Below are 22,583 nucleotides of genomic sequence, written 5' to 3' on the forward strand. Positions count from 1 at the left end.
AACTTTATAGCCAAATTGTTTTAGGATAATTCAGTATTTAAAAAAGATACACAATTCCAACTCCTAACATTTGTTTTAGTTGTGCTTTTGGTCCTTGGGTAACTTGGACACCATCCACTTCTTTTTTAGATTTTATATCGTCATCATAAACGATATGGGTACCAATATTTGCTTTTACATATTGGTTTACTACCAAATCGAGTAACAAATCGCAATCCACATCAATATTCCCAAAATTATTAATGTAATCAGAATATAAACTCAATCGATTTTCTAAATTGACATTCTTAAAAATCTCCTCTTTATAAAAACTGGTCATCAGAAAACCAAGTTCCGTTTTAGATCTTTTCCCTTGAGTAATTAGAATCCCGTTTGTATCATAAACGGCTTTAGTCACACCAAAAGCCCCTTGATTAGCCAGTCTTTGATCTAAAACTAAGGTTTTCTTAAAGGTAAAAGGCGAAATATAAAACGTTCTCTTCTTTTCCTTATTTATATTTTCAGCCCCTACTCCTAAGAAAATATAAGCGGGTGCAAATGGTTTTGATATGGCAATTTCTGTATTAGGATACGAATAACCATTTGTAAACTGAGAGTTAAAATTAAATTTTGCCGAGTGATACCAGTTTGAAATAGTGTCTTGGCGATAGCCAAATGTAGAGTTTAACTGGAGCGCATCATCCGTTTTTCTGACTTCAATTCCGTCTTGCTTATTTAGGCCATAGCGAACAATAAGTTCGTTTGACCATTTATAATTTTCTCTCGTGTATACTTTTGAAAAATCGCCTTTAAATAACCCCGATACGGAACTGGTTCCACCGGCACTCCAGTTAACAAAAGCTATTTCAGAGATGTAAAACCCTAAAGTATTTGTTTTTGTCCAATGAGATAAAGGAATAAATGATCTTGTTGGTTGTATTTTTAATGCTACTGTTAATGGTTCATATGTAGTTACTTTTACAAGCATTGCTACAGGTAGGAGTTCTGGTATTATTGTCTCTTGGGAAAAAACATTTGTAGCAATTGAAAATACAAAGAAAAGAAAAGTGTAGGGCAGTAATTTCATTATAAGGCAATAAATTTAAGAGTGCAAAATAATTATTTTAATAATTTGAAAAAAGTATTTCTAGACTTTTAACGTCAATTTTGCAGTATTGTTGCAGTTCATTAACAGTTCCTTGTTCAATAAATTCATCCGGAATACCAAGTATTTTAATTTTTGAAGCGTAATTATGCGAGGCTGCAAACTCAAGAACAGCACTACCAAATCCGCCATTAACGACACCATCCTCTATTGTAATTATACGTTCAAATTTCGAAAAAATAACATGTAACAAATTTTCATCCAATGGTTTAACAAAAGAAAAATCATAGTGCGCTACTGTTTCCAGATGTTGCATTTTGGCTATTGCCAAAGTAACATTGTTCCCAATAGTTCCATTGGATAAAACGGCTATTTCAGAACCTTTTTGGAGGCAAATGGCGTTGCCAATTTCTATTTTTTCATAGTTCCCAAAATTTTTAGACTGCCAATCAGCAACTACTCCCCGACCACGAGGATATCTAATCGAAATAGGATTATTTAACCCTAATTGTGCCGTGTATAGAATATTTTGTAGACCAATTTCATTCATCGGAGAATAAATAATCATATTTGGAATGCAGCGTAAATAAGCTAAATCAAAAACCCCGTGATGCGTCGCGCCATCTTCACCCACTAATCCTGCCCTATCCAAACAAAAAATAACGGGTAAATTTTGCAAAGCAACATCGTGTATGACTTGGTCGTATGCTCTTTGTACGAAAGTGGAATAGATATTACAAAAAACAATCATGCCTTGCGTAGCCATTCCGGCGGCTAAAGTAACGGCATGTTGCTCCGCAATTCCAACATCAAAAGCGCGTTTCGGTAGTGCTTCCATCATGAATTTAAGAGAACTTCCCGAAGGCATTGCAGGCGTGATTCCGATAATTTTTTCATTCTTTTTAGCCAAATCCAATACGCTTAAGCCAAAAACATCTTGGTATTTTGGAGGTAAATTCTCTTCTGATTTTATGTGAATTTCGCCGGTTGTAGCGTCAAATTTCCCAGGCGCATGATATTTAACCTGATTTTCTTCGGCTTGTTGCAGTCCTTTTCCTTTGGTGGTAATGATATGAAGGAATTTTGGACCTTTTACTTTTTGTAAGCGTTTGAGTTCTTTGATAACGGCGAATATATCATGACCGTCAATAGGACCCGAATAATCAAAATTCAATGATTTAATCATGTTATTCTGCCTCGGATTTTTTCCTTCTTTTACGGCAGTAAGATATTTTTTTAATGCACCAACGCTTGGATCAATGCCGATGGCATTATCATTAAGAATAACCAATAAATTAGCGTCAGTAACTCCGGCATGATTTAATCCTTCAAAAGCCATTCCTGATGCGATGGAAGCATCTCCAATCACAGCAATATGTTGCTTTTCATACTCGCCTTTCAAATTAGAAGCAATTGCCATTCCTAAAGCTGCCGAAATGGAAGTCGAAGAATGCCCCACACCAAAAGCATCGTAAATGCTTTCACTTCTTTTTGGAAAACCAGAAATACCGCCCAGTTGCCTATTAGTATGGAAATTTTCTCTTCTGCCCGTGAGTATTTTATGTCCGTAAGCCTGATGTCCTACATCCCAAATCAATAAATCATTTGGCGTGTCAAAAACAAAATGTAAAGCGATTGTTAGTTCTATAACTCCAAGACTGGCACCGAGATGGCCTTCTTTTACAGATACAATATCGATAATAAAATTACGTAATTCCTGAGCGACTTGAGGAAGTTGAGCTTCGTCAAGCTGGCGTAAATCGGAGGGATTGTTTATGTTTGAAAGTAAATTATCTGACATAAAGCAAATGTACGAATTGAATTCATATTTTTGCAGTTATGATAAATCCTTTCACCGACGAATATTTTATGAAAAAAGCTTTGCAGGAAGCCGAAATGGCTTTTGACAAAGACGAGATTCCTGTTGGTGCCATTATTGTAATTGACAATAAAGTAATTGCCAGAAGTCATAATTTAACCGAATTACTCAACGATGTTACGGCTCATGCCGAAATGCAATCCATCACTGCCGCAGCTAATTATCTTGGCGGAAAATATTTAATAGGATGCACCCTTTACGTAACACTGGAACCTTGCCAGATGTGTGCCGGAGCTTTGTACTGGAGCCAGATTTCTAAAATTGTGTATGGCGCCAGTGATGAAAATCGTGGTTTCGTGAAAATGGGTACGCAACTGCATCCTAAAACTACGGTTGTAAAAGGAGTTTTGGCTAATGAATCTTCGGAGTTGATGAAGCGATTTTTTGCTGAGAAAAGAAAATAATTCTATTTACCCAAATTCCCTAGCCCAGATAGAAGTGAAAATCCTTTTTCTAAACGTTGTCAGGGTTTTGAACCCTGACAACGTTGAAAAAGATTGTAACGCATAGCTGGATAAAGCTCCTAAAAAAAAGACATAAAAAAACCGCCAATCTTGCGAAAGGCGGTTTTGATTTTATTTAATAACATTTCCTTTTTTATCGTAGAAATGATATTCTAAATACGTGTAAGCGTCACGAGGTATGATTTTCACCCACTTTTTATGTTCAAAAAACCATTTTGAACGTAATGATGGAAAACCTTTACTGAGGTATGCAGCCACAAACGGGTGTACATTAAGTACCACTTTATTGTGGGTTTTTAAAATTGTTTCTAAATCGGAACCGATTTTATCAATGATTTGAATTGGCGCTTCAATTTCGCCTTCAATATTGTTTGGATCTTCTTCTCTAGTTTTAATATTTACTTCTGGTCTTACTCTTTGTCTTGTAATTTGGACTAATCCAAATTTGCTCGGAGGTAAGATTTTATGTTTTGCTTTATCATCGCTCATTTCTTCCCTAAGGAACTCGAACAAAACTTTACGATTTTCTGGATTAGACATATCGATAAAATCTACTACTATGATACCACCCATATCACGAAGACGTAATTGTCTAGCGATTTCGGCAGCAGCAATCATATTCACTTCCATTGCGGTGTCTTCCTGATTAGTGGCCTTATTAGAACGGTTTCCGCTGTTTACGTCAATAACGTGCAAAGCTTCAGTGTGTTCGATAATAAGATAAGCCCCTTTACTCATGGAAACTGTTTTCCCAAAAGAGGTTTTGATTTGTCTCTCTATGTTGTATTTCTCAAAAATAGGCGTATCATTTGATTGATAAAACTTAACAATTGATTGTTTTGAAGGTGCAATTTCTTGCAAATAATCCTTCGTTTGGTTGTACAACTCTTCATCATCAATTTGAATACCACTAAAGGTATCATTAAACACGTCTCTTAATATCGAAGAGGCTCTGTTGAGTTCTCCTAATACTTTTGACGGATGATGAGCAGTCGGTAATTTTTTACACATTGCAGTCCATCTGCTAAGCAGGTTCTGCAAATCTTTTTCTAATTCGGCTGTATTTTTGCCTTCGGCTACTGTGCGAACAATAACACCAAATCCTTTTGGTTTGATGGATTGTACTAATCGTTTCAAACGGTCTTTTTCTTTTTTGTCCTCTATTTTTTGTGAAATAGAAACACGGTCAGAAAAGGGAACCAAAACAATAAATCTTCCGGCAAGAGAAAGCTCAGCGCTAATTCTAGGTCCTTTGGTAGATATTGGTTCTTTGACGACTTGTACTAAAACAGATTGATTGGAACTCAAAACATCAGTAATGGTGCCATCTTTGTCTATTTCTTTTTCAAACTGAAAGTTTTTTAGGGAGAAATCTTTTAATTTACCTGCGCTTACAAGTTTTATGAATTTCAATTGGGAAGCTAAATTGGGTCCTAAATCATGATAATGTAAAAAGGCATCTTTTTCGAAGCCTACATTTACAAAAGCGGCGTTAAGTCCGGCAACTGGCTTTCGTATTTTGGCGATAAAAATATCACCTACTTGAAAGTTGCTTTTTTCTTCCTGTTTGTGTAATTCAATTAGTTTTCCATCTTTTAATAAGGCAAAATCTACGGCTTCAGAACTGGATCGGATGATTAATTCTTTATTCACGCTGTAAATTTTTTATCTATTCGCCAAGGCGAACAAATGGATTAAACAATATTTTAACAGGTATTGTACCCGGGGAGATTTTAGATTTCTGAGTTTTGATTCTTGATTTTAGATTTTTAAAATCTGCAATCTTAAATCTGTAATCGACAATCTTAAATCTCAATTTCAATGAACTTTTAAAAAGAAAAAAGTAGTTTAAAACTACTTTTTCTTTTTGTGACGGTTAGCTCTCGCTCTTTTTTTACGTTTGTGAGTCGCTACCTTATGTCTCTTTCTTTTTTTACCGCTTGGCATATCTTGAAGATTTTATGATTAATTAATTATGTTATTTTGCTTCGTTATTTATTTTTACTCCTTCAACAAAAACTTTTGCAGGTTTGAATGCAGGAATATTATGTGCAGGAATTTTTATTGTTGTATTTTTTGAGATATTTCTACCTGTTTTTTCTGCTCTAGTTTTTACAATAAAACTTCCAAAACCTCTTAAATAAACATTGTCTCCAGTTTCTAATGAATTTTTTACTTCATTCATAAAAGTCTCTACAGTTGCCTGAACATCTCCTTTTTCAAGACCAAGTTTTTCTGAAATTTTTGCTACGATATCTGCTTTCGTCATTTTCTTTCCTATTTTATTATGTTGTACTATTTTTTTGAGTTTGCAAATATAGGAATTTAAAAAACAAATATTCAAGCTAATTCATTAAATTTTAATCACATAAACTTTTACTTTTGCAGTCTAATATTTAAAGATGAATTTTTCTAACCTGTTGATAAAATGGTATTTACAAAATAAACGTGATTTGCCATGGAGAAACACCACCAATCCATACCCAATTTGGCTCTCCGAAATCATGCTGCAACAGACGCGAGTAGCGCAAGGAATGCCTTATTTTTTATCTTTCACTACTGCTTTTCCAACGGTTTTTGATCTCGCGGCGGCGAGTGAAGAACAAGTATTAAAACTTTGGCAGGGATTGGGTTATTATTCACGTGCCAGAAATTTACACAAAACTGCTCAATATATAGCTTCTGATTTAGCCGGAAAATTCCCAAACAATTATTCTGATTTGCTGAAACTAAAAGGAGTCGGAGAATATACTGCCGCCGCAATCGCCTCTTTTTCTTACAATGAAGCAGTTCCTGTTGTTGACGGAAACGTATTTCGGGTTTTGTCCCGTTATTTTGATATCGAAACGGATATTGCGCAGGCTTCCGCCAAAAAAGAATTTGCCGCTTTGGCTTTCGAATTAATGCCAAAAGACAACCCAGCAACTTTCAATCAGGCCATCATGGAGTTTGGCGCTTTGCAATGTGTCCCTAAAAGTCCGAATTGTGGCATCTGCGTTTTTAATGAAAGTTGTGCCGCATTGCAAAAAAAGAAAGTAGATCAATTACCGGTTAAGTCCAAAAAGGTAAAAGTCCGCAACCGTTACTTTAATTATTTGGTTGTTGCAGATGAAAATGACAACACCATAATTCAAAAACGAACAGATAAAGGAATATGGCATAATCTATATGAATTCCCTTTGATTGAAACGGATAAGGAAGAAGATTTTGATTTTATTGCTGAGCAAATAGAGTCCGATTATTTTCAAGGAAATTCTATTCTAAGTATATTAGAAGATAATGACAAAAGTATAATTCATAAATTATCACATCAACATTTGCACATCAAGTTTTGGAAAGTCAACCTAAACGGAAGTATTGAAAACGGGATAAATAACACCGTTTTAAGAACACTCCCCTTCCCTATTGTGATTTATAATTTTATAGAAAAGGAATAAATAGCATTGCAAAAATAATGTATCTTTGATTGAAATAGGATTTGAAATATTATGAATGGAACTTTAAATAAGGTTATGCTAATAGGGCATTTGGGTGACGAAGTCAAAATGCATTATTTTGATGGAGGTAACTGTATCGGTAGGTTTCAATTGGCCACCAATGAAGTCTACATCAACAAAACTACTAATGAAAAGATCACTTCTACAGAGTGGCATAATTTAGTGGTCCGTAATAAAGCAGCTGAACTTTGTGAAAAATACCTTTCCAAGGGTGATAAAATATATATTGAAGGACGATTAAAATCCCGTCAGTGGCAAGCTGAGGATGGATCTACTAAATATACAACCGAAATTCAAGTGACGGAGTTTACTTTTTTGTCTACAAAGAAGGATAACGACAGCAACAAACAAATTCAAAGTTCAGAATCCACAAAAAACACTAACTTTGAACCAGAAAAAAACGATTTACCTATCAATGATTTACCGTTTTGATTATTTAACTAATCTTATTTAATTTGGACCCAGAGCCCAGTTTATTCTTTTCCTACACCATTGATACTGAATTAGTATTTGGTTTTATTGGGATATTTGCCTTGCTTTTTTGTTCTGCTTTAGTTTCAGGAGCCGAAGTAGCCTTGTTTTCATTGTCACAAAAAGACATCGACGAAACAATACAAGAAAATATTTCTAAAGGAAAAATCATATCAGAACTTCTGGAAAAGCCAAAAAAACTGTTAGCCACGCTTCTTGTTGCAAACAACTTCATCAACATTGGCGTTGTAATCTTGTTTTCATTTGTTGGAAAAAATTTATTTGCCGCTGTAACTTCACCCGTTTTAAAATTTATTCTCGAAGTAATAGTCGTTACCTTTTTATTGTTGTTATTTGGCGAGGTTTTACCAAAAGTGTACGCCAGCAGAAACAATATCAAGTTTGCAAAATTGATTGCCTATCCCATTGCAGCACTTGATAAATTGCTTTCTCCTTTGAGCATACCTATGCGAGCAGCAACTATATATTTGCATAATAAACTAGGAAAACAAAAGACCAATTTCTCTGTCAACCAATTATCCCAAGCGCTTGAACTTACCGACTCAGATGAAACCTCATCGGAAGAGCAAAAAATATTAGAAGGAATTGTAAGTTTTGGGAATACAGATACCAAACAAGTGATGAGTCCCAGAATTGATATTTTCGCTTTAGAAATAGAAGAATCTTTTTCAGTTATTTGTCCAAAAATTATAGAAAAAGGATATTCAAGGATTCCTGTTTACAGAGACAATATTGACCAGATTGAGGGCGTTTTGTTTGTGAAAGATTTATTGCCTCATATAAACACCAGTGAATTTGACTGGAAGACTTTATTAAGAGAACCATTTTTTGTCCCGGAAAATAAGAAACTGGACAATTTGCTGAAAGATTTTCAAAGCATGAAAAGCCATTTGGCTATTGTTGTTGATGAATACGGAGGAACTTCCGGTTTGGTTTCTCTTGAAGATGTTATCGAAGAAATTGTAGGTGATATCAGTGATGAATTTGATGATGAAAGTCTCAATTTTTCTCAAATTGATGATAAAAATTATCTTTTTGAAGGGAAAATAAATCTCAAGGATTTCTATAGAATTATTGAAGTTGACGAAGAATTATTCGAAATAAAAAAAGGAGAAGCCGAAACATTAGCCGGATTTATTCTGGAGATTTTAGGAAATTTTCCAAAAAAAGATCAAAAAATTTCATTCGAAAATTGCCAGTTTACGGTAGAAGCGGTAGACAAAAAACGTATAAAACAAATAAAAGTAACGATTGAATAAATCCTCCCCCTTGCCCCCTCCGAATGAAGGGGAACCACTGTGGAATGTGTTTCTTAAAAAAAATTAAATAAATTTAGAATAGAAATGTTTAAAAAAATAATCACTTTTTCAACAATAGTATTAGTGTCATTCTTAAGTTTTAGTTGCAAAGATGATGTTTTGCCCAAACCATCCAGTTATTTGCGATTGGATTATCCCGAGGCAAAATATGTAGGTTTTGAAAATGAATGTCCATTTGCATTCGAGATGAATTCAGAGGCTGTTATTAAAGGAGAGAAAGATTGTGGATTTACTATTACCTACCCAAAAATGAAAGCCACGATTTATTTGACTTATAAACCCGTGAACAACAATATCGCAAAATTGTTGCGAGATGCCCAAAAACTGACCTACGAACACGTTATAAAAGCCGATGATATATTAGAACAACCGTATTTAAATCCTACCAAAAAAGTCTATGGGATGTTTTATCAGGTTGATGGAAATGCAGCAACGAATTCTCAATTTTACGCAACGGACAGCACAAAGCATTTTGTGACGGGATCGGTTTATTTCTATGCAAAACCCAATTATGATTCAATTATGCCGGCAGCCAGCTATGTTAGAAACGACATGCAGAGACTAATGGAAACCTTAAAATGGAAATAATATCTCATAAAAAAAGCTTCTCAATTGAGAAGCTTTTTTTATGAGATAATTTTGATTACGATTTCATGTTCGAAACTTTATATGTTTTTCCGTCGCCCGTAGCTTGGACTACTTTAGTTAGGCTTTCAGGATTTTGAACCGTTTTATCAAAGGTTACAGTGGCCAGTTTTTTATCAAAATCTACTGTTGCTTTTTGCACACCGTCAAGTTCTGTCAATTCTTCTTGTATGGTTTTGGCACAACCAATAGCGCAAGTCATACCTTCGACTTTGAAACTTGCAGTTTGCAAATTAGCGGCTGCAATTTCTTTTTTAACTTTAGGCGCAGTAGTTTCTGTTGTGGAGATTCCAGATTTTGCAGTTTCTGAAGTGTTTTTTTTACAGTTTACAAACAAAAGACTTGCAATTAATACCGCTGTTATTGATTTTGTGAAATTCATTTTTATGAGATTTAAATTAATTACCTAATAATCAGTTGCAAAATTAATGAAAAAAAAAGAAACGTAATTCATAAAATAATTACAATTTTGGGGCAAAATTATCTTTATGGAATCGAAGCAGTTAAAGTGGGTGTACTTAATGGTTCTTGCCTTGGTTTGGGGAAGTTCGTTTATATTAATAAAAAAAGGACTAATTGGCTTAACGGCTTTACAATTGGGATCTTTGCGAATTATTTTTGCGGCGGTTTTTCTTTTGTTGATTGGTTTTAAAAGTTTAGCAAAAATCCCAAAAGAAAAATGGAAATATATTGCCTTAACTTCTCTATTTGGCACATTTATACCAGCTTACCTATTTGCGATTGCTCAAACCGAAATTGATAGTTCCGTGAGTTCTATTTTGAATTCGCTGACCCCTTTAAATACATTGGTTTTAGGAGCTTTGGTTTTTGGATTGCAATTCAAAAGAAATCAGATCTTTGGAATTTTAATCGGTTTAGCAGGAAGTGCCTTGTTGATTTTGAACGGGGCTATTCATCATCCGGAACAAAATTACTATTATGCCATTTTGGTTTTAATAGCGTCAATATGTTATGCGGTTAATGTGAATTTAATCAAAAAATACTTGCATGATTTGAGTCCGTTGAGTATTACTACCGGTAACTTTATGGTGTTGTTTTTTCCGGCATTCATAATCTTGTTTTTCTCCGGTTTTTTCGAAGTGCTACACGATGTGAAAGTACAGGAATCGGTTTTGTTTATAATGGTTCTAGGTGTCGTAGGAACTGGAATTGCAAATATTCTGTTCTTTAAACTCATCCAAATGTCTTCACCTGTTTTTGCTACTTCAGTAACGTATTTGATTCCTGTTGTTGCTTTTTGTTGGGGATTATTAGACAATGAAATGCTTACGCCGGTTCAGTTTTTTGGAGCATTTATTATTCTGATTGGAGTTTATCTGTCGGCGAAGAAGTAGTTTTCAAATGTCTGTCTAAACAATTAGGGCTGTCTAAAAAGACAGCCCTAATTGTTTAGATAGAAATGGAAATTATTATTTATAAACCGGCTTTCCCACAGCATTACCATAATTGTCAAAATAAAATATTGGCATGTTTAGTTTTTCTAATCCAGGAACTACTTCCGATCCTTTTCCGGCAATAATAATTCGGGTATTATCCAAAAGAAAATATTTATTCGCAGCTCGCATTACATCATCAGGAGTTACGGCATTTATGGTTTTAATATAATTTTCATAAAAATCAGCGGGAAGTTCTTCCGTTTCTATGTTTAATGCATATCGTGCAATTGACTGTGGTTTTTGAACTTGCATTACAAATCGTCCAATATATCCCGCTTTGACATTGTTAAGTATATCCACTGATACTTTTTCGGTTCTGATTTTTTTAATTTCTTTTATAAATTCCACAACCGCGCTATCTGTAGCAGAACTTCGTATTGCCGATGTCGATTTTAGTTTTGTTACATATTTTCCAGAGCCAATAATTGAATTTGCACCATAAGTCCAGCCGTGTTTTTCTCTTAAATTCGTGTTTAAATAGCCACTGTAATCTCCGCCAAGTATATAAGTGGCAATGACCGCCGGAAAGAAATCTTTGTCGCTCATTTTCAAATTCAAGGTGTTTACCAATGAAATTTCCGATTGAACGGCATTCGGCACATCTACAAAATTTATTTGGGTGAACGGAACATTCTGCGGAGCAGGATACGTGAGTTTTGGCGTGCTTCTTTTTCTCCAAGAGCCAAACAGATTTTCAACAAGTGGTTTTACTTCGTTATATTTCACATCTCCTATAATCACCAAATAGGCATTTTCAGGAACAAAATAAGTTTCATAATTGGTTTTGATATCGGCAAGCGTAACGTTTTGCAGTGTTTTCTCGGTCATATATTCGCCCGAAGGATGGTTTTTCCCAAAAGCAAGTGCTTCAACCACTCGGTTGGCTATTGCAGGAACGCTTTTTTCTTCCGCCTTAAGACCTTCTAACAGTTTGGCTTTTTCTTTATCGAATTCTTCTTGTGTGAAATTCGGGTGTAATGCTCCATTTGCCAAGAGTTCCAAAATTCTTCCCGAATATTTGGAAAGAGAACTCGCATACGCCCCTTTTGAACCAAAATTTATACTAGCCCCCAAGAAATCAATTTCTTCATTGAATGCGTCTTTTGCAATTTTCACGCTCCCATTTCCTATCATGTTGTTGCCTAATTCATCTACACCTTTTTTAGCCCCTTCAAAAAAAGGTTCATTGTCTAGAGTAAGATTAAAAGTCACTCTGGGTAATTTGTGATTTTCAACAACCATTACCTTCAAACCATTATCTAAAGTAAAAGTCTGTGGTTTTTTTATATTTACGACTGGAGAAACTCCGGGTTTGGGTTGTGGACGATTTTGTGCCTGCATGATTCCTGTTATGAACAAAATGAATAATAGAATAGTTGTTTTTTTCATGATTGAGAAAGTCTTAATTTTGAGCTTCTGCTTTTGAAGGAACATAATCCAAAATTAGTCGTTGATTTGGATTTAAATATTTCTTGGCTACCTCTCTAATTTCTTCTCGTGTTATAGAATGCAACAGCTCAATCTCTGTATTTATCAAATTGACATCACCATAAAGCAAATAATAAGTCGCTAAATTTTCAGCAATTCCTTCCAGATTCCCATTCTTGTTTACAAAACGATTGTCAAATGTATTTTGCAATTTCTGGAAATCTTTCTCCGAAATCAATTCGGTTTGGATTTTCACAATTTCTTCGTCAACTTCCTTTATTAAATCTTCCGAAGTGTGGGTTCCCATTGGCAAACCATACAAAATATACATTCCGTAATCTTCCTGACTAAAACCAACGGCGTCAATTTGCAACGCCATTTTTTTATCATCGACGATTTTCTTGTATAGTTTAGAACTTTTTCCGTCACTTAAATAAGAAGAAATCAAATCCAAAACTCTGGCATCTCTCGTTTTCATCGAAGGAGTTCTGTAAGTAGCCACAACCATCGGAATCTTAATATTTGAATCTTCGTATTTCGCTTTTATAGTTTGCGTAATCGGTTCTTCGACAAAAATTTGTTTTTTTATGTCTTTCCCCCTTTGGATAGATCCAAAATATTTCTGAATCCATTCCTTTGCTTTGCCATTTTCGAAATCTCCCGCGACAACCAAAACAGCATTGTTAGGAATGTAAAACTTCTTATTAAAAGCCTGGAATTCTTCTAAAGTGGCGGCGTCTAAATGTTCCATCGAACCAATAGTCGTCCAGCGATACGGATGATTCTTGAACATATTTTCTTTTACAGCTCCAATAATATTTCCATAAGGCTGATTGTCATAACGAGATCTTTTCTCTTCTTTAATCACTCCGTTTTGAGTGTCAACGCCAACTTTATTGATTACCGGATGCATTAATCTTTCGGATTCCATCCAAAGTGCCAGTTCTAAATTATTCGATGGAAATACTTCGTAATAATAGGTACGATCATCTGAAGTGTTGGCGTTATTTACTCCGCCATTTGAGGTGACAATTTTAAACCACTCCCCTCTTTTTATATTTTCAGTTCCTTCGAATAATAAATGTTCGAAAAAATGAGCAAAACCCGTTCTGTCTGGCGTTTCATCTTTCGAGCCTACATGATACATTACAGAAGTCACAACAACCGGTGCCGATGGATCGTTATGTAATATGACATGTAAGCCATTGTCTAAATCATATTCTTCGAAAGCTATTTTTTGAGCCGAAGCTATTCCTCCAAGCATAAGTGCAGTGGTTAACATTATTATTAATTTATTCATAGGGATTAATACATTTCTATTTGCAATAGATAAAAACGAAAAATATTTTTACTTCAAAAATACCATTTTTTACTCATGATTGGCAGATGATTTCCATTTTCGGTTAATTTTAACAAATTCTGATTGAAAGAATGTTATTTAAAAGATGATAAAGTGTTGAAAAACAAAGAATAGAATGAGTAGATATTTTTTTTCAGAAGGGATTGCATGATAAATATTTAATTGTATATTTGCAACCTTAAAAATTATTAAAACAATTCAGTATGTATGCAATCGTAGAGATAGCAGGGCAACAGTTCAAAGTAAGCAAAGACTTAAAGGTTTATGTTAACCGTTTGACTAATGAAGAAGGTTCAAAAGTTTCTTTTGACAAAGTTCTTTTATTAGATGATAACGGAGCAATCACTTTAGGCGCCCCAGCTATAGAAGGTGCTTCAGTAGAAGCTAAAGTGTTACAACACTTAAAAGGAGATAAAGTTATCGTTTTCAAAAAGAAAAGAAGAAAAGGATACAAAAAGAGAAACGGTCACAGACAGTATCTTACTCAAATTGTAATTGAAGGTATTACTGGTGTAGGTGCAAAGAAAGCAGCTCCTAAAAAAGCAGCAGTTGAAGCAACTACAGAAGAAGTTGAAGCTCCTAAGAAAAAGGTAGCTAAAGCTAAAAAAGAAGACACAAAAGAATAATAACAAAATAAAACTAATACGTCATGGCTCACAAGAAAGGTGTCGGTAGTTCTAAGAATGGTAGAGAATCAGAATCAAAACGTTTAGGCGTTAAGATATTTGGTGGTCAAGCTGCTATTGCTGGGAACATCATCGTAAGACAAAGAGGTTCAAAACATAATCCAGGTGCAAATGTTTACATCAGTAAAGATCACACACTACACGCAAGAGTAGATGGAGTTGTTTTCTTCCAAAAGAAAAGAGATAACAAATCTTATGTTTCTATACTTCCATTCGAAGTTGAAGCATAATTGATTTTCTCAATTATTTAAAAACCCGTTTCGATAAAAATCGAAACGGGTTTTTTGCTTTTTACTACAATATGAATTCATAATAGTTACTTCCTACTTTCATTCTATAAACACAAAAACTTTAGCTTTTTTTACTACCGCAGTTTTTTGGTTCGTAAACGACAATATTGAGCATTACTTACTTAGTCAGAATAATCATTAATTAACTGGTAAAGAGGTTATTGTGTTTTAATTTAAAAATTTTAGCGAAAAATATTTCGTGCTTTTAATAGTAAAATACAGTATTACTAATCTTTAAATTGTACAATTATGAAAAAATTATTCCTGTTTATCGCAGTAATTTTGTTTAGTGGCAATATGATTGCTCAAGACAAACTTTATTTACTATTCGAGTTTATGAAAGTAGACAATGAACAAGAAACCGCTTATGGGGAAACGGAGAGTTTTTGGGAAAAGATTCATGACCAACGTGTTAAAAATGGGGATATTATAGGATGGGATCTCTGGTCGTTGCAGCCAGGAGGTGAAGATCAAGGCTATCAATATTTAACGGTTCAGGTTTTTAAAGATCCTGTCAAAATGTTTCAAGGCGTGGCCGATTTGATGGCAGCAGCCAAAAAAGCATATTCAGCTATGTCAGAACAAGATCTTATCAATAAATTGAACCAGTCCGCTAAAAGTAGGGATTTAGCAGCAAGGTTTTATCTCGAGCAAATTGACCTTACCAAAGGACAATTTGATATGCCTTTAGGGACAGTTGCTCAAATAAATTTAATGAAAGTCGGGATGGACAATTATGAAAAATATGAAAATGCTGAATTAAAAACCTTTAAACTAGATCATCAAAAACAGGTAGATAAAGGCAATAGGGCCAGTTGGGAATTACTAAGAGTCATGTGTCCCATTGGCAGCGCAGCTTATGCGTCACATATAACGGTGGATATGTTTAATGATTTCAATCAATATTTTGGAACGCCTAATGACACCGGAACAGTTTATACAGCTGCACAACAAAAAGCATTTCAAGAGGGCCTGGCTTCAAGAGATCTTAAATGGGCATATATTGCAACTTTGATTAAAAAGGTTCGATAATCATAAAATGTTCTCTACTATATAAAACCTGTTTCGAAAGAAACGGTTTTTTTTGTTTAGATGTTAAGATGATTGGATAGCAAATTCTTAGAATAGATAAAGTACTGATTAAACAAGAAGCGTAATTTAAGGCTGATTTACGCTATGGTTTTGTATAAAATAAACGCATTTAATAAAAAATAAAAAAAGGCAGGTAAAGAAACCAATACTGAGTCTTTCATTTTTATTCTTACTCCAGTACCAAGAAGCATCAATAACGTTAAGCCTCCAGAAGCAAGCACTAAAACAATATAATTCTGAATACCTATAAATAAACCTAAGGCGCCAGCCAATTCCAAAATAGCCGTTAATGGACCAAATTTTTCAAGACCAAAGCGTTTAAATTCATATTTCATATTTGATGACACAAAATAGGCTATTCCGTAAATGAGAAAGGAAACGGCTGAGAAGTAAATTAATATATTTAAGTAATTCATTATGTAACTATTTGGATGCTAGCAATGCTACAAAAAGAGCTAAGACTAAAAGAAATAAAGACGGAAAGTGTTTAGACCATGGGTTTTTTACTTTGAAATGAAAATACTGTGCAGATGCCATTAAAAAAGCCATTATAAGTGCTGGAATAAATACTAATTCAGGATACCAAATTCCTGTTATTAACAAGGTTGATAAGGCTATTTTTGTAGCTCCGACGACATTTCTTGTCAAATCCGATATGCCGTATTGTTTAAATTCGTTAACGATGTTATCAAATCTAAAAATCCAAACATAACCTACAGACAGCGCAATTACAAGTTGGGCGATAATGGAATAAGTATTCATGGTTATATAGTTAAGGTTATTCTTTCTTCGATTTTATGAATAGAGCTTTTCAGCAGGTATAATTTCCTGTACAAAAATAATTTACTCAAATATACCATAAACTTAGATTATAACGATTCCGTTACTGATTTATTAGTAAATAATAGACATTGTTTCTATTGTACTACTAACTGATGCACTGTCTGTAAGCTGTAACCATCAAAGTGATTTGAAACTATACTTTCAAACAGCAAATAAATCGGTGTGGTCGAGTTTATACTAATTACTGAAAGTGATTCAGTTGGGTTTGTTCCAAAACAAAAAACCCTTGCTCCCGAAACTTCGGGACTGAAAGGGTTCAAAAAATCCAATACATCTAAAAATCTAATTTCAGACTAGTATCTGTAATATTCTGGCTTGAATGGACTTTGAAATAGAACTCCAAGATAATCAAACTTGCTCAAATCTGGCTAAGAATTTACACCCCTTAATTTGACGGATTGAATGAAAATCCCACGCTAAAAAACAATCGCACTTTGTCAATATTGTTTATCCATGAAGTGTCAAAATGAATAGGTCCCAAAATCGATTGATAGGAGATAGCTGCTCCTCCTGACATCAACAAACTGGTTTCTTTATTGTCGTCCCAATTTCCCTTTGTGGAAAAAGCGTCGCCTATGTATTCGTTAAAGTTGCCAAAACCAACGGATGCCATATTGAAATGTGGAGTCAGGTAAAATTTACCCAAGGGATTTAATTGTACGCCAAGTTTTATAGACATAAATTGAGTAACACTCAGCTCGTCCTCATGCAGACCAGGGAATACAAAACGATTACTGCCGGAACTTGGAATAAAACCTCCAAGGAAATATTTTGAAGCATATCCATAATTAGAAAAAGAGCCTTCATTCCCTTTTACCTTGTCTTGAAAAATAAAATTAGCATCAAATCCTATTATACCAGTAATCTTCTTTTTAATTTGAAGTCTTTTTTCAAATGCGAATCCTACTTTAGTGAAGCTATTTGTTGACCCCGAAAAATCGGTTGAATCCGTTTCTGTAAAAGCTATGTTAATGTCATTGCGAAGTGATCGATTTATATTTGCTTTTAAAATTGTTCCATTTGTTGCAAAAAAAACTTTGTCCATCCCATTGCGTAAATAATGTGCATTTACTTCTAAATTGCCAAAATTATAGTTGTTAAGAGATAGTACATTATCATTTATATCGGGATCATTTTTAGGTTTCACCACAGTGTAACTATAGTTTAATCCAAATCCAAGATAACTGTTCAGTGAATTCAAATTTCGGTTTACTTCATTATTGAATTCGACAGCTTTGTACAGCATATTATCTACTGATTTTCCATCAACGAAGATTTCCTGTTGTAGGAATGCACCATAGAGTTCCGTTCCCCACCACCAGTCTTTCTTTTTTCCAAAATTTTTCTGAAAATCAATTCTTACTTTTGGTTGTTCTGCGATATCTGCAGTAAAAATAAGACGGGAAGATTCGGCCAGAACGTTTCTGGCATTATAATTAAGAATTAGTCCAACTCCCCTATAAGTGTCGTAATGAAGGGATGCATTAACTTGGTTTTTAGAAAATTCTAAACCGTTTATCAGCAATCCTAATTTATTTCCGTCGTGAACGAAATAACTGTAGGTAATTTGGTTAAAAAGATTTGTCCCCATGGCGCCATTAATGCCTAATGTTAAATCTTTAGCAGTATATTTTGTATGTGTTTTGACATTTGTTCGAGCAATAACAAGAGGGAGATTTTCCTTACTAATATTTTTATAAACGATAGTGTCAATGACAAATTCACTGGAAACCTTTGGCAATTCATGGGTTCGTTGTTTGAATCCTTTTAATTTTTCTGCTAATGCTACTAATGTGCCTAGATTAAGATTGGTTGCAATTCTACCATCTTTGTAGATTTCGTTGCTTTTTTCAAAATCAGATGTAGAAAATCTCAAGTTAGGTAAGTGATCTATTAAGATGTCACATAGTTTACGATTTTCCGGATCTTTGATGTTACTGGGAAACATACTCGTTTGCATTAGTACAGAAACGAAGTTATCTAATTTATCTATAGGTTCCATTCCTCCACCTACGTCACTGCCAATTATGATGTCGGCGCCCATTTTTTTTGCAATATCGGTTGGAAAATTATTCATTACGCCTCCATCAACCAAAAGAGTTTTTTCATAAGGCATGGTTTTAAAAACTGCAGGTAATGACATACTCGATCGCATCGCAAAAGCTAAATTTCCTTTGCTAAGAATTACTTCCCTGCCATATACAACATCTGTAGCCATTGCTCTAAATGGAATCGCTAGCTCATCAAAGTCTTTTACATTATAAACAGGAAAAGTCAGTTCTGTAAGAAATTCTGTTAGATATTGATCATTTAATAAAGAACTTACGTTTGTTGGTTTACCGTCCTTAATTCCTATTCCAACCAAATATCTTTCAAACTCACTTTTTTCTTCCACACTGACACTTTTCAAAGACATATTTCGTCCCAAGAGTTTGTCCCAATCGATGTTTTTGGCTATTTTTTGAATACTGTCACCGGAATATCCCATTGCATACATTCCTCCAATAACACTTCCCATACTGTTTCCTACGATAAGGTCAGGAACAATGTGCAAGGAGTCTAAAGCTTGTAAAAGCGGTATATGCGCTATCCCTTTGGCGCCACCACCACTTAATACCAAAACCACTTTAGGTTTTTTTTCTTGGGCAGAAATAATTTGAGTAAGCGATAGTGAAATTATTAAGACGAATAGATAAGCTGTTTTTCCCAAAAGTAGTAGAATTTAATATTCAAAAACGAGAGCAGTATTTTGCTTCTTGAAAAATGTAAATTGATATGCAAACATAGTATATTTTTTCACAGTTCATGCGTTTGATCAAAGCACATTTCGTAAGAATTACTTATATAGTATTGTCTTTCAGATTGAAAACCAAAAAACCCTCGCTCCCGAAACTTCGGGACGGCAAGGGTTCTAAAAATTCAATAATCTAAAAATCTAATTTCAGACTAGTATCTGTAATATTCTGGTTTGAATGGACCTTCAACGGGAACTCCAATATAATCAGCTTGATCAACACGTAAAGTTTCCAACTCAACACCTAATTTAGCTAAGTGTAACATTGCTACTTTTTCATCTAAATGTTTTGGTAACATGTACACGTCATTGTTGTATGCCGCGCTATTTTTCCACAATTCGATTTGAGCTAATGTTTGGTTTGTAAATGAGTTACTCATTACAAAACTTGGGTGACCTGTAGCACAACCAAGGTTTACCAAACGACCTTCAGCCAAGATAAGAATGTCTTTTCCAGCGATAGTATATTTATCAACTTGTGGTTTGATTTCAATTTTTGATGCACCGTGGTTTTTATTCAACCAACCCATATCAATTTCATTATCAAAATGCCCGATGTTACAAACGATAGTTTTGTCTTTCATTTTTTCGAAATGAGAACCCAAAACGATATCTTTATTTCCAGTAGTAGTAATGATGATATCAGCAGTTGCGATAACCGTGTCTAATTTTTTTACTTCAAAACCGTCCATCGCAGCTTGTAAAGCACAAATTGGGTCAATTTCAGTAACGGTAACAATAGAACCAGCACCTCTAAAAGAAGCAGCAGTTCCTTTACCCACATCACCGTAACCACAAACGATTACTCTTTTTGCAGCAAGCATAATATCAGTTGCACGACGAACTGCATCAACTGCAGATTCTTTACATCCGTATTTGTTATCAAATTTCGATTTTGTAACCGAGTCATTCACATTGATAGCAGGCATTGGCAATGTTCCAGCTTTTACTCTTTCGTACAATCTGTGGACTCCTGTTGTAGTTTCTTCAGATAATCCTTTGATACCAGCAACCAATTCCGGGTAACGGTCAATAACCATATTGGTCAAATCTCCACCGTCATCAAGAATCATGTTCAATGGTTTTCTGTCTTCACCAAAGAATAATGTTTGCTCAATACACCAGTCAAAATCCTCTTCGTTCAAACCTTTCCAAGCATAAACTTGAATTCCTGCAGCAGCAATCGCAGCAGCAGCTTGATCTTGAGTAGAGAAAATGTTACAAGAACTCCAAGTCACCTCAGCACCAAGAGCAATTAAAGTTTCAATCAAAACCGCAGTTTGGATAGTCATGTGCAAACATCCTGCAATACGAGAACCAGCAAGTGGTTGTTCGTTTTTGTATTCAGCGCGAAGTGCCATTAAACCTGGCATTTCAGCTTCTGCTAGTTCAATTTCTTTTCTTCCCCAAGCCGCTAGAGAAATGTCTTTAACTTTGAAAGCCACAAAAGGCATAGTTGTAGTACTCATTTATAGTATATTTGTAATTGTAAATTTTTTGCAAATTTACGGAATAACTTTAGAATTTTACTATTTTCTAGAAGATTTATGAATTGTTTAATTCGCTAATCTTTTGAACATTAACTAAATAATTTCTTGAAGCTGAACTTGTTTCAGTTTTAGGAGCTATTTCCCTTTATTCGCTATATCTTTTTGCACGCAAAAAAGCGTGAAAAAAGGATGCCGCTGCTACCGGGGCTAAAAAACGAAACCAGAACACGATGCCGCTTTTCAAAACCATAAAATTGTCCCGAACCGTCGGGACTACGACACAAATCCTCGTTTGGAAAGTAACGGAATCCTATGCGGAATTACTCATTCAAGTAGTCCTAAACGATGTCAATCGTCTCCGACTAGAAGGAATGAAATCCGAAATGCACCAGCGCGCCTTCCTTAGTGTTCGCAAGTTATTACAGGAAACGGGTCACACCGATTTGGATTTGTATTACGATGAATTTGGCAAACCGCATCTTCATGGAGAAAAACATATTTCGATAACTCATTCGCATAATTTTTCGGCAATTATCATCAGTGAAGAAACCGTAGGAATCGATATCGAATTGCAAAGAGACAAAATCACCCGAATCGCCGATAAATTTTGCGACACCGAATTTGAATTCTTAGATCGGGATAGTGAAGAATACATCCGAAAACTGACTGTGATTTGGGGTGCCAAAGAAGCCATTTTCAAAATCCGAAATGAAAAAGGAATTAGTTTCAAAGATCATATAAATGTTCAATCATTTGATTTAAATGTTAAACAAAATAGCGCTAGACTTCATTTTGATAATTTAGTAAAGGATTTCAATATTCATTTTGAAGAAATAGAAGATTTTACTTTAGTTTACGCTTTCGAAAATTAAAAACAACCCGCCAATTTGCGAATTAGGAAGTATGATAAATATTTACAACGACATTTTAAAAGCAAAAACTAAGAACCAAAAATTATTGGCGATCCTTCTTGATCCCGACAAATTGGTTTTGGAAAACCTTGATCTTCTAATTTCAAAAATCAACAATTCGCCGGCAACCCACATTTTCATTGGCGGAAGCGTAGTTACAACCACTATTCTTGAATACCTAATTATAAAAATCAAGCAATTCTCCCCCTTTGGGGGTCGGGGGGCTTTGCCTATCGTTCTTTTTCCTGGAAATCCATCTCAGATTTCAGACAAAGCCGATGGGATTTTGTTTCTGTCTTTAATCTCAGGAAGAAATCCAGATTATTTAATAGAACATCAGGTAAATGCAGCGCCTATTTTAAAACAGACTCAACTCGAAATTATTTCGACCGGTTACATTTTGATTGAAAGTGGCAATAAAACTGCAGTAGAAAGGGTTAGTAAAACCAAACCATTAGACCGGAATAATATTGATTATATAATTCAAACCGCGCAGGCAGGCGAAATGTTGGGAAATAAATTGATTTATCTGGAAGCGGGAAGCGGCGCAAATCAACCTGTACCTTTGGAAGTGATCAAAAAAGTAGCTCAAAATATTGAAATTCCGTTAGTTGTTGGTGGCGGAATTGTAGATTTGCAGGGAATTAAAGATTCTTATAATGCAGGAGCTGATTTGGTGGTTATAGGAACTGCTTTTGAAAATGACATGAATTTTTTTAATCAATAATTTAAGATTGACTAGATTCAACTAATTAATGCAACTTTAGGGAAAAGATAAAGATATTTTTTCAAAAGAAAGGACTTTAAAGTCCTCTCTCTCGAATGGAATAAATGTTCTTTATTTGCTCCTGA

General features: G+C 34.6%; 22 protein-coding genes. 11 read left to right on the forward strand and 11 right to left on the reverse strand.

The features are described from left to right. Nucleotides 1-37: 37 nt before the first annotated feature. On the reverse strand, nt 38-1,066 hold the full coding sequence (locus ACFX5E_RS15320) for a DUF3078 domain-containing protein (RefSeq protein WP_379856039.1): 1,029 nt from the start codon (nt 1,064-1,066) through the stop codon (nt 38-40). A gap of 37 nt (nt 1,067-1,103) precedes the next feature. Continuing rightward, complete coding sequence (locus ACFX5E_RS15325) at nt 1,104-2,885, reverse strand: 1-deoxy-D-xylulose-5-phosphate synthase (RefSeq protein ID WP_379856040.1); 1,782 nt, start codon at nt 2,883-2,885, stop codon at nt 1,104-1,106. Nucleotides 2,886-2,923: 38 nt separating this feature from the next. Between ACFX5E_RS15325 and ACFX5E_RS15330 the strand changes: the two genes are divergently transcribed. Continuing rightward, nucleotides 2,924-3,367, forward strand: coding sequence for a nucleoside deaminase (locus tag ACFX5E_RS15330; protein ID WP_379856041.1), 444 nt, complete (start codon nt 2,924-2,926; stop codon nt 3,365-3,367). A 171-nt stretch (nt 3,368-3,538) separates the two neighbouring features. On the opposite strand, the gene ACFX5E_RS15335 is transcribed toward ACFX5E_RS15330, so the two are convergent. After that, nucleotides 3,539-5,080, reverse strand: coding sequence for an Rne/Rng family ribonuclease (locus ACFX5E_RS15335; RefSeq protein ID WP_073204553.1), 1,542 nt, complete (start codon nt 5,078-5,080; stop codon nt 3,539-3,541). Between the two features lie 325 nt (nt 5,081-5,405). Then, on the reverse strand, nt 5,406-5,708 hold the full coding sequence (locus ACFX5E_RS15340) for an HU family DNA-binding protein (RefSeq protein ID WP_465254609.1): 303 nt from the start codon (nt 5,706-5,708) through the stop codon (nt 5,406-5,408). A gap of 121 nt (nt 5,709-5,829) precedes the next feature. Between ACFX5E_RS15340 and mutY the strand changes: the two genes are divergently transcribed. From mutY to gldD, 4 genes are all read left to right on the forward strand, one after another. Further along, nucleotides 5,830-6,864 carry an A/G-specific adenine glycosylase gene (mutY, locus tag ACFX5E_RS15345; RefSeq protein WP_379856042.1) on the forward strand — a complete coding sequence of 345 codons (1,035 nt, stop codon included), beginning with the start codon at nt 5,830-5,832 and terminating at the stop codon, nt 6,862-6,864. A gap of 51 nt (nt 6,865-6,915) precedes the next feature. Next, the gene (locus ACFX5E_RS15350; protein ID WP_379856043.1) at nt 6,916-7,356 is read left to right on the forward strand and encodes a single-stranded DNA-binding protein; all 441 of its coding nucleotides are present in this window, start codon (nt 6,916-6,918) and stop codon (nt 7,354-7,356) included. Between the two features lie 23 nt (nt 7,357-7,379). Continuing rightward, nucleotides 7,380-8,675 carry a gliding motility-associated protein GldE gene (locus ACFX5E_RS15355; protein WP_379856044.1) on the forward strand — a complete coding sequence of 432 codons (1,296 nt, stop codon included), beginning with the start codon at nt 7,380-7,382 and terminating at the stop codon, nt 8,673-8,675. Between the two features lie 84 nt (nt 8,676-8,759). Continuing rightward, nucleotides 8,760-9,323 (forward strand): gliding motility lipoprotein GldD, encoded by a 564-nt coding sequence (gene gldD, locus ACFX5E_RS15360; protein ID WP_379856045.1) that lies wholly within the window; start codon nt 8,760-8,762, stop codon nt 9,321-9,323. A gap of 55 nt (nt 9,324-9,378) precedes the next feature. Here gldD and ACFX5E_RS15365 read toward each other — a convergent pair whose 3' ends face one another. Then, nucleotides 9,379-9,762, reverse strand: coding sequence for a heavy-metal-associated domain-containing protein (locus ACFX5E_RS15365; RefSeq protein ID WP_379856046.1), 384 nt, complete (start codon nt 9,760-9,762; stop codon nt 9,379-9,381). Nucleotides 9,763-9,868: 106 nt separating this feature from the next. On the opposite strand from ACFX5E_RS15365, the gene ACFX5E_RS15370 reads away from it, so the two are divergent. After that, nucleotides 9,869-10,735, forward strand: coding sequence for a DMT family transporter (locus ACFX5E_RS15370; protein WP_379856047.1), 867 nt, complete (start codon nt 9,869-9,871; stop codon nt 10,733-10,735). A 75-nt stretch (nt 10,736-10,810) separates the two neighbouring features. Here ACFX5E_RS15370 and ACFX5E_RS15375 read toward each other — a convergent pair whose 3' ends face one another. Beyond that, nucleotides 10,811-12,226 (reverse strand): M16 family metallopeptidase, encoded by a 1,416-nt coding sequence (locus ACFX5E_RS15375; protein ID WP_379856048.1) that lies wholly within the window; start codon nt 12,224-12,226, stop codon nt 10,811-10,813. A gap of 13 nt (nt 12,227-12,239) precedes the next feature. Then, nucleotides 12,240-13,565: a M16 family metallopeptidase gene (locus ACFX5E_RS15380; protein WP_379856049.1), complete on the reverse strand. Its 1,326-nt coding sequence runs from the start codon at nt 13,563-13,565 to the stop codon at nt 12,240-12,242. A 263-nt stretch (nt 13,566-13,828) separates the two neighbouring features. Here ACFX5E_RS15380 and rplU point away from each other — a divergent pair, with 263 nt between their 5' ends. The 3 genes from rplU to ACFX5E_RS15395 all read left to right on the forward strand — a co-directional run bounded on the left by rplU (nt 13,829) and on the right by ACFX5E_RS15395 (nt 15,633). After that, entirely contained in the window at nt 13,829-14,251 is a 423-nt protein-coding gene (rplU, locus tag ACFX5E_RS15385) for a 50S ribosomal protein L21 (protein ID WP_379849145.1), read from the forward strand. A gap of 23 nt (nt 14,252-14,274) precedes the next feature. Next, a complete protein-coding gene (gene rpmA / locus ACFX5E_RS15390) occupies nt 14,275-14,541 on the forward strand; it encodes a 50S ribosomal protein L27 (RefSeq protein WP_086453627.1) in 267 nt (88 codons plus the stop codon). A 309-nt stretch (nt 14,542-14,850) separates the two neighbouring features. Continuing rightward, nucleotides 14,851-15,633 (forward strand): hypothetical protein, encoded by a 783-nt coding sequence (locus tag ACFX5E_RS15395; protein WP_379856050.1) that lies wholly within the window; start codon nt 14,851-14,853, stop codon nt 15,631-15,633. Between the two features lie 137 nt (nt 15,634-15,770). Here ACFX5E_RS15395 and ACFX5E_RS15400 read toward each other — a convergent pair whose 3' ends face one another. From ACFX5E_RS15400 to ahcY, 4 genes are all read right to left on the reverse strand, one after another. Next, entirely contained in the window at nt 15,771-16,109 is a 339-nt protein-coding gene (locus ACFX5E_RS15400; RefSeq protein WP_379856051.1) for a DoxX family protein, read from the reverse strand. Between the two features lie 7 nt (nt 16,110-16,116). Then, the gene (locus ACFX5E_RS15405; protein WP_379856052.1) at nt 16,117-16,455 is read right to left on the reverse strand and encodes a DoxX family protein; all 339 of its coding nucleotides are present in this window, start codon (nt 16,453-16,455) and stop codon (nt 16,117-16,119) included. A gap of 466 nt (nt 16,456-16,921) precedes the next feature. Next, the gene (locus tag ACFX5E_RS15410; protein WP_379856053.1) at nt 16,922-19,246 is read right to left on the reverse strand and encodes a patatin-like phospholipase family protein; all 2,325 of its coding nucleotides are present in this window, start codon (nt 19,244-19,246) and stop codon (nt 16,922-16,924) included. 236 nt (nt 19,247-19,482) lie between these two features. Continuing rightward, nucleotides 19,483-20,799, reverse strand: a complete 1,317-nt coding sequence (gene ahcY, locus ACFX5E_RS15415; protein ID WP_379856054.1) for an adenosylhomocysteinase — start codon at nt 20,797-20,799, stop codon at nt 19,483-19,485. Nucleotides 20,800-21,050: 251 nt separating this feature from the next. Here ahcY and ACFX5E_RS15420 point away from each other — a divergent pair, with 251 nt between their 5' ends. Together ACFX5E_RS15420 and ACFX5E_RS15425 are read left to right on the forward strand one after the other, a co-directional pair. Further along, nucleotides 21,051-21,692, forward strand: coding sequence for a 4'-phosphopantetheinyl transferase family protein (locus ACFX5E_RS15420; protein ID WP_379856055.1), 642 nt, complete (start codon nt 21,051-21,053; stop codon nt 21,690-21,692). Nucleotides 21,693-21,723: 31 nt separating this feature from the next. After that, the gene (locus ACFX5E_RS15425; protein WP_379856056.1) at nt 21,724-22,458 is read left to right on the forward strand and encodes a geranylgeranylglyceryl/heptaprenylglyceryl phosphate synthase; all 735 of its coding nucleotides are present in this window, start codon (nt 21,724-21,726) and stop codon (nt 22,456-22,458) included. Nucleotides 22,459-22,583: the final 125 nt, after the last annotated feature.

Origin of the sequence: Flavobacterium xylosi, assembly GCF_042787345.1 — a bacterium.
Classification (GTDB): Bacteria; Bacteroidota; Bacteroidia; order Flavobacteriales; family Flavobacteriaceae; genus Flavobacterium; species Flavobacterium xylosi.

What these genes read in the sequence shown, in the direction of transcription:
- ACFX5E_RS15370 (WP_379856047.1), top strand. Translation starts at nt 9,869, where the DNA reads ATGGAATCGAAGCAGTTAAAGTGGGTGTACTTAATGGTTCTTGCCTTG.
- mutY (WP_379856042.1), top strand. Translation starts at nt 5,830, where the DNA reads ATGAATTTTTCTAACCTGTTGATAAAATGGTATTTACAAAATAAACGT.
- ACFX5E_RS15375 (WP_379856048.1), bottom strand. Translation starts at nt 12,226, where the DNA reads ATGAAAAAAACAACTATTCTATTATTCATTTTGTTCATAACAGGAATC.
- ACFX5E_RS15325 (WP_379856040.1), bottom strand. Translation starts at nt 2,885, where the DNA reads ATGTCAGATAATTTACTTTCAAACATAAACAATCCCTCCGATTTACGC.
- ACFX5E_RS15395 (WP_379856050.1), top strand. Translation starts at nt 14,851, where the DNA reads ATGAAAAAATTATTCCTGTTTATCGCAGTAATTTTGTTTAGTGGCAAT.
- ACFX5E_RS15400 (WP_379856051.1), bottom strand. Translation starts at nt 16,109, where the DNA reads ATGAATTACTTAAATATATTAATTTACTTCTCAGCCGTTTCCTTTCTC.
- ACFX5E_RS15320 (WP_379856039.1), bottom strand. Translation starts at nt 1,066, where the DNA reads ATGAAATTACTGCCCTACACTTTTCTTTTCTTTGTATTTTCAATTGCT.
- rpmA (WP_086453627.1), top strand. Translation starts at nt 14,275, where the DNA reads ATGGCTCACAAGAAAGGTGTCGGTAGTTCTAAGAATGGTAGAGAATCA.
- ACFX5E_RS15380 (WP_379856049.1), bottom strand. Translation starts at nt 13,565, where the DNA reads ATGAATAAATTAATAATAATGTTAACCACTGCACTTATGCTTGGAGGA.
- ACFX5E_RS15350 (WP_379856043.1), top strand. Translation starts at nt 6,916, where the DNA reads ATGAATGGAACTTTAAATAAGGTTATGCTAATAGGGCATTTGGGTGAC.
- ACFX5E_RS15365 (WP_379856046.1), bottom strand. Translation starts at nt 9,762, where the DNA reads ATGAATTTCACAAAATCAATAACAGCGGTATTAATTGCAAGTCTTTTG.
- ahcY (WP_379856054.1), bottom strand. Translation starts at nt 20,799, where the DNA reads ATGAGTACTACAACTATGCCTTTTGTGGCTTTCAAAGTTAAAGACATT.
- rplU (WP_379849145.1), top strand. Translation starts at nt 13,829, where the DNA reads ATGTATGCAATCGTAGAGATAGCAGGGCAACAGTTCAAAGTAAGCAAA.
- ACFX5E_RS15405 (WP_379856052.1), bottom strand. Translation starts at nt 16,455, where the DNA reads ATGAATACTTATTCCATTATCGCCCAACTTGTAATTGCGCTGTCTGTA.
- ACFX5E_RS15420 (WP_379856055.1), top strand. Translation starts at nt 21,051, where the DNA reads ATGCCGCTTTTCAAAACCATAAAATTGTCCCGAACCGTCGGGACTACG.
- ACFX5E_RS15330 (WP_379856041.1), top strand. Translation starts at nt 2,924, where the DNA reads ATGATAAATCCTTTCACCGACGAATATTTTATGAAAAAAGCTTTGCAG.
- gldD (WP_379856045.1), top strand. Translation starts at nt 8,760, where the DNA reads ATGTTTAAAAAAATAATCACTTTTTCAACAATAGTATTAGTGTCATTC.
- ACFX5E_RS15425 (WP_379856056.1), top strand. Translation starts at nt 21,724, where the DNA reads ATGATAAATATTTACAACGACATTTTAAAAGCAAAAACTAAGAACCAA.